Raw genomic sequence first — 12,119 nt, 5'->3', positions numbered from 1 at the left:
GTGAGAACGAAACGAGCGACGAGTATGCCGTTCACGTGCTTTCGTGTTCTGCGTTTGTCCTCTCGCTGTTTGGTTTCCTCCGTTACTCCGCCTGTGTTTGCTCTCGGTTCGTGGCGATCGAAGCCGCTCCGACGACCGCACCGAAGACGGTTCCGCTCAACATGACGGCGGCGCTTTTCGGCGAAATTTTGCCGCGTAGGCCGGCATGAATCACCATCAGCGTATCGAGCGTATCCACAAGAAGCGCGACGCGGCACCACTCCGCGCGTCGCTCGGACGGTGTGCTGAGTTGGCCGGTTCCCAGCCCCACCGCTCGAATGCAGGCGTATCGAATCGCGACCGCCGATGAGCGTCGTGGGAGATTCCGTACCACCGCCCGAGCAGCCGCGGTGAAAGGATTCCTATCGCGCCGAATACCACCCGGAGCCAGGGGAGCGTGCGGGCCAGTCTGTCGACGGAGATGACGCTGGAGTCTTCCGTTCGATTCGACGACTATCCTCGAGTTCGATCCGTAATCATGGACGGATCACTCGGAGTCGAACCGGTCCGTCGGGCTGGAGCGTTGCGCTCGGCGCGAACGAGAGCGTTTCGGTGACCGGTTCGAAGCGCCACCTCGAGAGCAAAGTTGCGAGGCTCAATCGAAGCTCCAGCAGCGCGAACCGCATGCCGATACAGTGACGCGGGCCGCCACCGAACGGGAAGTACGCGTACTCCGGGCGAGCCGACTCCGATTTGGACTTTGACGCTCCCCCTGTACGTCGGGTCGGGTCTCTCGACCAACGCTCCGGACGGAACTCTTCGGGGTCGTCCCACCAGCGGGGATCGCGATGGCAGGTCCACGGCGACAGCGCGAGGACGGTTCCCGCCGGAACCTGCGTCCCGAGCAACTCGACCGGTCGAGCGGGTTCCCTGAAGAACGATTGCACCGGCGGATACAGCCGGAGCGTCTCGTCGACGACGCGGTCGGTCGCCGGGAGCGCGTCGCGCGCGGCGGCGTCGTTCGGACGGTCGACCGGATCGCCGAACGCTTCGAATTCCTCGCGAAGTCGCTCCTGTTCAGCTGGCTCGTCGGCGAGCGAGTAAAGCGCGTACGTCAGGCCGAGCGCGGTCGTTTCGTGCCCGGCGAACAGGAACGTGACGACGTTATCTCTGAGTGTCTCGTCGTCCATCTTCCCGTCGGCGGTGGCCGTCACGAGAATCGACAGGAGGTCCGCACCGGGATCGCCGCCGTCCTCGAGGGTACGTCGGCGGTCCCGAATGATCCGATCGATGGTCTGCCGAAGTTCCTCGAGCGCACGTCGGTAGCGGCGGTTGGTCGGTGAGGGGATCCACTCCGGGAGAAACGCGCCGACGCGTCGGGAGTCGTATCTGACGGCGATTGCCTCCGCCGCTCGGGTGACGACCTCGCGATCCGAACCGGGCTCGATCCCGAGGAGGGTATCCGCGAGCACCGAGATCGTCAGGTCGCTCGAGGCCGTTGCAACGTCGACTACTTTGCCGTCCTCCCAGGAATCGGCCAGCTCCGCCGAGCTGTCCACCATCGCGTCGGCGTACCCCGTGACCCGGTCACGGTAGAACGCAGGCTGCATCGTGGCCCGCTGAGTTTGCCAGTCGTCGCCTTCGGCGAGAAAAATCCCGTCGCCGAGGAGGCTCCCGATCTGTCCTCGCATCATCTCGCCCTTGCGGTACGCGCCGTCGTCGTCGACGAGGACGGTCTGGACGGCCTCGGGGTTAGAGACGACGTAGCATTGATCGGTGAACACCCGGTACGGCATCAGGTCGTCTCCGCGGGCCGCCTCGAAGAACCCGAGCGGGTTTCGGGTTATCTGATGAAGATTGCCGATCACGGGGAGCGGCTGCGGGCGTTCCGGTCGATTGGTGTCGCCGGGAGCGGGTCTCGAGTGGTCCCCGTCTGCAGAGGTGGCCTCCCCGCCGTCCCCGTCGGCGGTCGGCGGGTCGTGACCGGTGCCGATACGCTCGGGAGCGTGTGTCTCCTCGGACATACGCAACAGTCGAACCGGGTCCGCCTTCGTCGTTGCCACGGACTCATCCGTGTCTTTATATGGAAAGAGGTGTCGGCATCGGTATGCGTTCGTTCACGGTGTCGATTCGGATTCCCGACCGGGCACTGCACCCGATGCACCGATTGATCGACGACCACCAGGCCGTCAACCGGAGCGAGATGTTCGAGTGGAACGTGACGAGCGAGGACCGGATTGGGCTGGTGTTTCGCGTCCTCGCTGACCGAGAGGTGTACGAAACGGCGCTGACCGAGGTCGCGTCGATCGACGACTACGAACTGGTCGAACTTCGGTCCGGAGAGCTGTATCTCTCCGTTTGGGACGCGCCGTCGGAAGGCGATCGAAAGCTCTACGAGGCGTTCATGCAAACGAACCTCGTCGCTGTGCCTCCGATCTCGTTTCTGTCCGGTCGCCGACTCACAGTACAGGTGCTTGGAACCGCCGTCGACGTCGAAACGGTGGTAGACGAGTTTCCGGACGATTTTGACGTCGAACTCGAGGCCGTTACCGCGATACGCCCGACCGGTGGTCGAGTGGGGCTTACCGACCGACAGCGGGAGACGCTGGCGACCGCCGAGCGGGTGGGCTACTACGAAATTCCTCGAGAAGGCACTGTAAGCGACGTTGGTGACGAACTGGGCGTCTCGAGCAGTACGGCCGGGAACCACTTGCGAAAGGCCGAAGCCAGGCTCGCGCGGAGCTACCTCGACGGGCGGCTGTCGCTCCGAGGTCGCCCGTAGCCCCGATGGCTGTCCGTAGATCGCTTCCCGAGGCCCCCGGATACGGAACCCGGGGTTGACCTTCTCTGCAATCTCCGTGCGGGGGAGCTATTATCGCCCTCGAGCATAGAGCCACTTACATGACGACAGACGAGACTCGACGCACGACGGACGAGCACGGCCACGACATCATCGACCCGCTGTACGTCGCGATCGTAACGGTATCGTCCTCTCGAGCGGCCGCGGCGGAAACTGAAGATCCGGAAACGCTCGAGGATCCCGGCGGCGACACGGTCGCGGCGTGTTTCGAAGACGAGGGTCACGAGGTGCGCGAGCGCGTCTTGGTCCGGGACGATTACGCCGCGATTCGGACCGCCGTTCGGCGCTTGGTCGCCCAGCGCGAGATCGATATCGTGGTGACGACCGGCGGAACGGGGGTCACCGCCGACGACGTCTCGCCCGAAGCGACCGCGTCGCTGTTCGAACGCGAACTGCCCGGCTTCGGCGAACTGTTCCGGTCGCTTTCCTGGGACGAAGTCGGAACCCGTGCGATGGCCTCTCGAGCCACGGCTGGCATCGCCGTCGACACGCCGGTCTTTACTCTCCCCGGAAGCACGAACGCCTGTCGAACCGCCTGCGAGAAGCTCATCGTTCCCGAAGCGCCACACCTTGCCGGACTCGCGACGAGCCACCGAACGGAGGCGACCGATCAGTCCCTCGAGGCGTTCCGGTCCGACGAGTGAATCGCTGATCGAGGAGGCAGTCTCCGGATCGTTCGAAATCACTGTCAGTCGCGTTTCGCTGAACGCTTCGCACCCGACCTTAGTGTCCGAATCTGTGAAGGCGCGTCCGTATAACGATCGAGTCGAACTCGAGAGTGTGATCGAACCGGTTCCCGCCGACGCGACTTCGCTTGGAATGATTCCAGAGTACCTCGAGACGGCCATCTACCTCTACTTCGTCGTGGTCGCGGCTATCGGACTCTTCCTTCACCGCCACATCTGGCGTGGCTACCGGCGGACCGAGCGTTCGGAAAACTGATTCGCGCACCGACTCAGTCGTTTTTAGCGCGGAAGACCCGGTAGGATCCCTGTCCGGTCGCGACCGCTTTCGTCTCGCCGTCGGCGGTCGTGCTCTCGACGGTGATTTCGCTGACGCCGACGCTCGAGCCGACGCGGATCACGTTCGCGGTCGCGCTCAGGTCGCCCGTCGCCGGCCGGAGATAGTTGACGTTGAGGTTAATCGTCGCGATGCTGGCCGCGAAGGGGTCCTCGAGTTCAGTCCGCAGGGCCAACCCACCCGCGGTGTCGATAAGCGTCGCGGCCACGCCGCCGTGCATGTCCGGTCGCCGATCCGGACCCGCCTCCGGACGGACGTTCGTGAGCTTCTCGTCATAGGGAATCGAGAGCGTCATCGTTCCCTCGCCGATGTGATCGACAGAGGTGCCAATCCACGACAGAAACTCCTGGTACTCGTCGATATATCCCTGTAGCATCTCCCCGAGATCGGATGGATCCTCGACGGAATTCGGTATTCCGATCGACTCCGGTGTCTCCTCGCTCATGCCCAGTTGTCTGCGAGCGGCCGCCTTGATCTCTGCGCTTTCGCGATTTCACGTTCACACCCGTTTATTGGGCCGGCAGCCCCTCGGTCGACTCGAGTGCGTTTTCGGCCTCGTGTGCCGTCAGTTCGTGAGGTTGCGTGTATCGAGTCAGTCCCGTGGAATCCGACCGCGGCTCGTCACGATATAGCGGGTTTTTTGTCTCAAGTAGCTAACTGTCTCGTATGTCGCGGGGTATTGGCGAACTCGAGCCGATTCAAGAACTCGTCCCCGAGTGGTTGGCGGTCGTCGTCGCCTTGCTCACGCAGCTGGGTGACATCTGGTTTCTGGCGTTCGTCCTCGCTGCGTTTTACTGGTTCGACGCGCCACGGCGGGACAATATTGCAACGGTTGCCGGCGCGTGGCTGGCCGGAATGGGGATGTACAAGGGATTGAAAGAAATCTTCGGCTTTCCACGACCGAACGAACCCCTACTCGACCCCGAGCTTCTCCCGAAGCTCATCCAACCGCTCTACGAAGCGACGGCGATGGCGACCGGGTACGGGTTCCCGAGCGGCCACGCGGTCAACACGACGATCGTCTACTTCGGGCTGGCGTACGTCCTCACGGTTAGTACGGCTCGCCGGCGCTTTGCCAGTGCGGCGGCGATCGTCACCACCGTCTGTTTTACTCGCCTCGCACTCGGCGTCCACTACCTCGTCGACGTCGTGGTCGGCGTCGCAGTCGGGCTGGCCTTGCTCTTGGCCGCTCGAGCCCTCATTAACCGTCGCCTCAGCGATCCGGCGACGATTACGTTCGGGTTGGCCGTGCTCTTCGGCGTCTTTTTCGTCGTGACGAGCGAGATCGACGCCGACGCGATTTTCATCCTGGGGGCCTCCCTGGGAGCGTTCGCCGGCTGGCAACTCATCATGCTCGGCCGCGAACTGGTCGCGGTTTCGCGCCCCTCTCGGGCTCTGCGCCCGATCGCCGTCCGGGGCGGATTCGCGTCGCTTGCCCTCGCGTCGTTGCTCGCGACCTACGAATACTTCCCGCTCCTGTCGGCGTACACCGCCGGCGGGACGATCGGCCTCACGACGGCGGTGATCGTCACGATCCCGGTGATGCGACACTCCGAGTACGCCCGCCGAGTCGGCGGTGCGATTTCGTTCTGGATCCGCATGGGCCTGCTCGGTATCCGCTATCTGCTCACCCCGAGTACGTGGCGGCGAGCCTACGCTGGACTTCGCCATCACAGTCAACGCCTTCTCGAGTGGATCCGAACCCGGTGAACCGCCTCGGGGTCAAGCCCCGGGGCCTTCTCCTAGACCGCTTGTAAAGCGGGCCGATGAAATCGCAGGCGATCAGTCGCGGTTGTGAACGCGGACCCGAACCGTTCGTCCGACCTCAAGCGATCGCTCCGGACAGATGAGCTTGGCACCGAAGGTGGCGTCTCGAGCGCAAAACAAGGAGAGGCCGGTAATCGGTTCACCGTCGACGGTGACGGTGACATCGTCCCACGCGATCGTCCGCCCGCTAGCGATGCCCAGGCGGTCGCCGTTCAGCGATACCGCCGATGTCTCGAGTGCGGGCTCGTCGGATTCGAAAGCCCGGCCTGACTCGAGCGCTCTCCTGCCGCCGAGAACCCCGCCGCCGTCGTAGTGTGGGAGCCCGCCGTCGAGAACCCTGCCCCCGTCGATGCGAATACCCGCGAACGCGACGCCGGGATTCGGATGGGTCGGGCTGTCGAGGATCGCGTAGGTGTCGCCGCTCTCGACGATAGTTCCCGTTCCGTCCCACTCGAGGGGCGTTAGCTCGACATCCGGTCCGATCTTGAGAAGGAGCGAGCCCGATGCGCGGTAGTGGTTTTGCTCGGGGTGACGAAAACCGACGTGGAGGTGGTTGTCCACCCACGGCGCGAAAAAGCCCGCGCGGACGAGCGTTCCGAGGGAGTCGCCCGCGGAGACGGTATCGCCAGCCTCGACGGTGGGTTCGACGTGGAGGATTCGGGCGACGAGGCCTTCGCCATCGGTTTCGGTTACGGCCTTGGATTCGCCGAATCCACCGCCACCTGTCGGCGCGTCGACCTCGAGCAGGATGAGGTGATCGTGCTCGGGCGCGTAGGGTTTCGACGGCGCGCGGACGTTTTTCGTCTCGAGGACGGTTCCCGAGACGGGGCTGGGCGCGTCGGTCGTTCGGCCGTCCCGGAGCGTGCCGGGGTAGAGGTCGATCGCGCGGCCGCCGTCGTGGGCCGGGTACGGAGAATTGTACAGCGAGAACCGCTCGTACCGGGCGAGCATCGAATCGGGAAGGGTGACGGCCATCTGTTCGTCTTCCCGTCTGCGCCACGAAGGTTTAGGCACGTCGGCGCGTAGCCCGTCGCAGTACGACGAATGTCAGTCACCGTCTTGCGGGGCCGAGCCGAGAGCGTCGATGCCGACCGAGCGGCGAGTCAGCGACTCCTCGAGATCGCATCCGGCGGAACCCCGGCGGTCCGCGTCTGGCGACCCCACAGGCAGGTCGCCTTCGGTCGGCGAGACGCCAGACTCGAGGGGTACGAGGACGCTCAAGCGGTCGCACGAACGCACGGGTTTCCGCCGGTCGAGCGGAGCGTCGGCGGCCGCGCGGTCGCCTACGACGGGGAGACGACGCTCGCGTTCGCCCGCGCCGAACCGGTCGAGGACTTTCGGCAGGGAACGGACGAGCGGTACGAACGATTGACCAACAACCTCGAGCGGGCCCTCGAACGCCTCGACATCGACGCCGTTCGCGGCGAACCCGACGACTCATTCTGTCCGGGTGCGCACTCGCTCTCGGTCGCGAACTCGAGGGATCACGCCGGTTCTCCGTTGTCCGCGGAGCCTCGGAAAATCGTGGGCATCGCCCAGCGCGTCCAGCAAGACGCTGCGCTCGCCTCGGGGATCATCGTTGTCGCGAACCGGGACGAACTCGCGAACGTTCTCGCGGGCGTGTACGAGGCGCTCGAGATTCCGTTCGATTCCGCGTCCGTCGGTGCGATCGCGAACACCGGCCGGAGCGGCCGCGGTGAGACCGGGTCGCGATCGGGCGGACGTCTCGACACCGAGCGCGTTCGACGCGTTCTCGAAGAGACGCTGGTCGGCGATCGACAGATAGAGGCCGTCAATGTGGACTAATCCTGTCGAATTTTTCGACTCGACGGACCGCGGCCGATGCCCCACGCTTTATGCTGACGACGCCTTAGAGTAAGGTATGGCCACGGAGCCGAGCGACGACCCGGCCGCCGACGCACGTGCGAGTTACGACTACGCGAGCACCGACGTCGACCGGCCGGGGTTGGTTCGCGACCTCGAGAACCTGGTCGAGTGTTCGGTTCGATTCGATTCGTACTCGCGCGAGCTGTACGCGACCGACGCCAGCGCCTACGAAATGACGCCCGTCGGCGTCGTCTTTCCGGAATCGACGAGCGACGTCGCCAGCGTTCTCGAGTATTGCGCGCGACGGGGAATTCCGGTGCTCCCCCGCGGCGGCGGGACGAGCCTCGCCGGGCAGACGGTCAACCGCGCCGTTGTTCTCGACTTCACTCGGCACATGACCGAAATCCTCGCGGTCGATCCCGACGGCCGGACCGCGACGGTCCAGCCCGGAACGATCCTCGGGACGCTAAACGAAGCGCTCGAGCCCCACGATCTCAAGTTCGCGCCGGATCCCGCCTGGGGCGACAAGAGCGCGATCGGCGGCGCAATCGGAAACAACTCGACGGGTGCACACTCCCTGCAGTACGGCAAGACTGACGCCTACGTCGAATCCTGCGAGGTCGTCCTCGCGGACGGAACGGTCACCCGATTCGGCGAGGTGACTCTCGAGGAGATCGATGAACGCGCCGACCCGGACGGCTCGCTCGAGGAGCGGATCTACGCCGAAATCGACCGGATCCTCGAGGAAGACGCGGACGAAATCGCTGAGGCGTACCCCGATCTCAAGCGAAACGTTTCGGGCTACAACCTCGACAGGCTGATTGCGGAGGCCCGCGGCCAACCCCTTCCAGGCGGCGAAGAAACCGGAGATCCGGGAACCGTCAACCTCGCTCGAGTGCTCGCTGGAAGCGAGGGAACGCTCGCAATCGTGACGGAAGCGACCGTCTCGCTCGAGCCGGTTCCCGAAACGAAGTCCGTCGCCCTGCTCTGTTATTCGGAGCTCCACGACGCGATGACGGACGTCGCGCCGATCATAGAGCACGACCCCGCGGCGGTCGAGGTGCTCGACGACGTGTTGATCGACCTCGCTCGCGGGACCGCGGAGTTCGCCCCCGTGACGGAGATGCTTCCGGAGGGTACGAACGCGACGCTTTTGGTCGAGTTCTACGCCGAAGACGAGGCCGAGAGTCGCGAGCGGATCGCCGAACTGCTCGCCGATCGGTGCCCGTCCGTCACGCCAGCCGGGACGCCCGACGGCGGCGTTTCGGAGATGGATCTCGGCGACATGAACGCGAGTCAGAACAATTCGAGCGCGCAGGAACCGGTCGCGATCGACGCCCTCGAGGCCTACGAGAAGGCCGAGCGAGCACAGCTCTGGAAGCTCCGCAAGTCGGGGCTCCCGATCTTGCTCTCGAGGACCACCGACGAGAAACACGTTTCGTTCATCGAGGATACGGCGATTCCGCCGGAACACCTGCCCGAGTTCGTTGAACGGTTCGAGGCGATCCTCGAGGCCCACGACACCTACGCGACCTTCTACGCCCACGCCGGACCCGGCGTGTTGCACGTGCGGCCGCTGGTGAACACGAAGACCGATATCGGGATCGACCAGTTGCACGGGATTGCCGAGGACGTGACAGATCTCGTGGTAGATCTCGGCGGCTCCGTTTCGGGCGAACACGGGGACGGCCGGGCTCGAACGCAGTGGAATCGGAAACTCTACGGCGAAGATCTCTGGGAGACCTTTCGGGACCTCAAGGCGGCGTTCGATCCCGACTGGCTCCTGAATCCGGGACAGGTCGTTTACCGTGAGGAGGATCCGGCGGATCTCCGGGAGAACCTTCGATTCGACCCCGACTACGAGTACGAGGCGGGCTTCGAGCCCGAACTTGAGTGGGAGAACGACAACGGCATGCAGGGGATGGTCGAACTCTGTCACGGCTGTGGCGGCTGTCGCGGCGAGCAGTCGACCACCGGCGGCGTGATGTGTCCGACCTATCGCGCTTCCCACGAGGAGATCACGAGCACCCGCGGGCGGGCAAACGCCCTTCGGCAGGCGATGAGCGGCGACCTTCCGCCGGGAGAGCAGTTCTCCGACGAGTTCACCGAAGAGGTGATGGACCTCTGTATCGGCTGTAAAGGCTGTGCAATCGACTGCCCGAGCGAAGTCGACATGGCGAAGCTGAAGGCCGAAGTGACTCACGAGTACCACCAGCGAAACGGCTCGTCGTTTCGCGATCGGCTGTTCGCGAACGTTTCGAACCTTTCCCGGTGGGGGAGTCGCTTCGCGCCGCTGTCGAACGTCCTCCCGAAGATACCGGGTTCGCGCTGGCTCCTCGAGAAGACGGTCGGGATTGCCGCGGATCGGCCCCTGCCGACGTTCCACAGCGACACCTTCTCGGACTGGTTCGAACGCCGCGGCGGGACGAACGTCGAGGAAGCCGACGCTGTCCGCGAGGTCGTCCTCTACCCGGACACCTACACCAACTACAACCATCCCGAGGCCGGCAAGGCAGCGGTTCGAGTCCTCGAGGCCGCGGACATCCACGTCACGGTCCCCAACGGCGTCGGCGACACGGGTCGCCCAGCGTTTTCGAAGGGCTTTCTCGAGAAGGCCCGCGAGACCGCTCGAACAAACCTCGAAGCGCTGTCTTCTCACCTCGAGGACGGCCGGGATATCCTCCTCGTCGAGCCCTCCGACGCCGTTATGCTGCAGTCGGACTACTTGGACCTGCTCGGTGACGACGCTCGGACCCTCGCGGAGCACACCTACGGCGTCTGCGAGTACCTCGACACGTTCCGGCTCGACGAGTCGATATCGTTCGTTTCGCCGTCGGATGTCAATCCGGACACGGATACGGATACCGACGCCCTCGAGCACCTCACCTACCACGGCCACTGCCACCAGAAGGCGACGGCGAAAGACCACCACGCCGTCGGCCTCCTCCGGCGGGCGGGCTACGCCGTCGACCCGCTCGATTCGGGCTGTTGTGGTATGGCCGGCAGTTTCGGGTACGAGGCCGAACACGCCTCGATGAGCAACGCGATCGCTGCCGTGCTCTACGAGCAGGTCGACTCGAGCGAGGGAGATCGGGTCGTCGCGCCGGGTGCCTCCTGTCGGAGCCAGCTCGAGGGCCATCCCGACGCTGAGGAGGAGCCGCCGACGCCGATCGAGTTGGTAGGGAAAGCGCTCGAGTAAGTCTAATTTTCATTTCATCCCAATAGGTGCAGATATTTGTGCGGTGGCTACATTAAAGCTAACAATCAAGTGAAAGCCCTCGGTGTGCTCGCGGGTGTTCTGACGGATATCCTCACTTCGTTCAGATAGAGTCGCCAGAACACCCGCGACTCCACCTCGCCCTTTCATTCCGCCAGGGCTCGCGATTGCCTGCCTTTCCCCGAGTCGTGCGGCTCTTGCGTTGCTCGAGTCGCACTCCCGGCCCGGCCTCTCGTACTCGCACACGCAGTCGACGACGTCGAACGCCGAGGCTGGGGCGGCTCGAGGTGTCGGGAGAGGTGCTGAAAGGAGGCGCGTCGAGGCCAAACGAGCACTCAGTTCCCGACCAACTCTTCGTACTGCGCGCCGGTCTGTTTCAGCGTTTCCGTCGAGTACAATCGTTCGTGGTCCACGGGCAGGTACTCCGTGGCGAGTTCGTCGATTTTCTCGTCGACGGCCGCCGGATCGCGTCCGTGGATCATCGTAAAGAGGTTGTAGGGCCACTCGAGGGCTTCCCGACGAGGCCGGTGATAACAGAGCGTGACGTAGGAGAGATCGCCTGCGCGAACGCCGCGTTCGTCGAGTTCGTCGTCGGGCACGTCCCAGACGACCATGCAGTTCGCGTCGAAGCCCGTCACGACGTGGTTCACGACGCAACCGATCCGCTTGATACAGCCGTTCTCGCTGAGTCGCTCGATCGCCTCGAGCACGTCCGAAACGTCTCCCTCGAGCGCCGTCGCCAGATCTCGATACGGCGTCTCCGAAAGCGGGAACCCATCTTGAACCTCGAGCAAGAGGTTGGCTTCGAACGAGGAGAGGTCTGTCGCCGCGTCCTCGCTGATTCGGGTGGGCGAGGCCTCGCTTTGCTCGACGCTCTCTGCGGGACGAGCGTCCGACTCGAGGCTTTGGCGGGCGAACCGGTCGGCGTTGACGACGGGGAACTCGAGGTCGATGTAGTAATCGGTCAGCATCGGCAGGTTGAGAACCGAACAGCCAGTTCGGGTTTCGATCTCCTCGAGGATTTCGTCTCTGGTCTCGCGAGAGCCGGCGGTCACGACGAACCACATGTTCCACTCGTGATCGCGGGCGTAGTTGTGGTTGACCTGCCGGTAGCCGTTGATGACCGCTGCAATCTCGTCGAAGCGGTCCTCGGGTGCGCGAACCGCAGCCAGCGTCGACGAGCCTATTACGGGCGGGTTGAGAACCGGACCGAAGCGCCGGAAGATCCCCTCCTCGTGAAGCCGCCGAACCCGCTCGAGGGCGTCCGATTCGTCAATCTCGAGTGCGTCGGCGAGTCGGCGAAACGGCCGTTCGGCGACCGGAAAACCGCTCTGATAGCTGTCGATGATCGCGGCGTCGACCTCGTCGACCGACTCGAGCCAGGCACCCGACTGGGTACTCATTGGCTTGCCTAGGGACGAGCCGAAGGTAGTGGTTTCGGATCTCGGG

At 64.3% G+C, this 12,119-nt stretch carries 11 protein-coding genes; 6 read left to right on the top strand and 5 right to left on the bottom strand.

Translation table 11 applies throughout. From position 1 onward, the window contains the following. Positions 1–82: 82 nt before the first annotated feature. The gene (locus tag QNM96_RS04615; RefSeq protein ID WP_283834832.1) at positions 83–373 is read right to left on the bottom strand and encodes a hypothetical protein; all 291 of its coding nucleotides are present in this window, start codon (positions 371–373) and stop codon (positions 83–85) included. A gap of 142 nt (positions 374–515) precedes the next feature. After that, a complete protein-coding gene (locus tag QNM96_RS04610; RefSeq protein ID WP_283834831.1) occupies positions 516–2,003 on the bottom strand; it encodes a cytochrome P450 in 1,488 nt (495 codons plus the stop codon). An 83-nt stretch (positions 2,004–2,086) separates the two neighbouring features. Here QNM96_RS04610 and QNM96_RS04605 point away from each other — a divergent pair, with 83 nt between their 5' ends. The 3 genes from QNM96_RS04605 (at position 2,087) to QNM96_RS04595 (ending at position 3,781) form a co-directional block, all read left to right on the top strand. Continuing rightward, positions 2,087–2,761 carry a helix-turn-helix domain-containing protein gene (locus QNM96_RS04605; RefSeq protein WP_283834830.1) on the top strand — a complete coding sequence of 225 codons (675 nt, stop codon included), beginning with the start codon at positions 2,087–2,089 and terminating at the stop codon, positions 2,759–2,761. Positions 2,762–2,880: 119 nt separating this feature from the next. Next, on the top strand, positions 2,881–3,483 hold the full coding sequence (locus QNM96_RS04600) for a molybdenum cofactor synthesis domain-containing protein (protein ID WP_283834829.1): 603 nt from the start codon (positions 2,881–2,883) through the stop codon (positions 3,481–3,483). A gap of 82 nt (positions 3,484–3,565) precedes the next feature. Continuing rightward, positions 3,566–3,781, top strand: coding sequence for a hypothetical protein (locus QNM96_RS04595; protein ID WP_283834828.1), 216 nt, complete (start codon positions 3,566–3,568; stop codon positions 3,779–3,781). A gap of 13 nt (positions 3,782–3,794) precedes the next feature. Here the strand turns inward: QNM96_RS04595 and QNM96_RS04590 are convergent, their stop codons facing one another. Beyond that, on the bottom strand, positions 3,795–4,304 hold the full coding sequence (locus tag QNM96_RS04590; RefSeq protein WP_283834827.1) for a PaaI family thioesterase: 510 nt from the start codon (positions 4,302–4,304) through the stop codon (positions 3,795–3,797). Positions 4,305–4,525: 221 nt separating this feature from the next. On the opposite strand from QNM96_RS04590, the gene QNM96_RS04585 reads away from it, so the two are divergent. Continuing rightward, the gene (locus tag QNM96_RS04585) at positions 4,526–5,569 is read left to right on the top strand and encodes a phosphatase PAP2 family protein (RefSeq protein ID WP_283834826.1); all 1,044 of its coding nucleotides are present in this window, start codon (positions 4,526–4,528) and stop codon (positions 5,567–5,569) included. 72 nt (positions 5,570–5,641) lie between these two features. On the opposite strand, the gene QNM96_RS04580 is transcribed toward QNM96_RS04585, so the two are convergent. Further along, positions 5,642–6,601 carry a hypothetical protein gene (locus tag QNM96_RS04580; protein ID WP_283834989.1) on the bottom strand — a complete coding sequence of 320 codons (960 nt, stop codon included), beginning with the start codon at positions 6,599–6,601 and terminating at the stop codon, positions 5,642–5,644. Positions 6,602–6,670: 69 nt separating this feature from the next. Between QNM96_RS04580 and QNM96_RS04575 the strand changes: the two genes are divergently transcribed. Beyond that, a complete protein-coding gene (locus QNM96_RS04575; protein ID WP_283834825.1) occupies positions 6,671–7,432 on the top strand; it encodes a lipoate--protein ligase family protein in 762 nt (253 codons plus the stop codon). Positions 7,433–7,508: 76 nt separating this feature from the next. Beyond that, on the top strand, positions 7,509–10,652 hold the full coding sequence (locus tag QNM96_RS04570; RefSeq protein WP_283834824.1) for an FAD-binding and (Fe-S)-binding domain-containing protein: 3,144 nt from the start codon (positions 7,509–7,511) through the stop codon (positions 10,650–10,652). Positions 10,653–11,005: 353 nt separating this feature from the next. Here QNM96_RS04570 and QNM96_RS04565 read toward each other — a convergent pair whose 3' ends face one another. Beyond that, positions 11,006–12,073 carry an Lrp/AsnC family transcriptional regulator gene (locus QNM96_RS04565; protein WP_283834823.1) on the bottom strand — a complete coding sequence of 356 codons (1,068 nt, stop codon included), beginning with the start codon at positions 12,071–12,073 and terminating at the stop codon, positions 11,006–11,008. Positions 12,074–12,119 lie beyond the last annotated feature (46 nt).

Origin of the sequence: Halostagnicola sp. A-GB9-2 (genome assembly GCF_030068615.1) — an archaeon.
In the GTDB taxonomy this organism is placed as follows: domain Archaea; phylum Halobacteriota; class Halobacteria; order Halobacteriales; family Natrialbaceae; genus Halostagnicola.
This window is presented reverse-complemented; position numbering and strand designations above follow the sequence as displayed.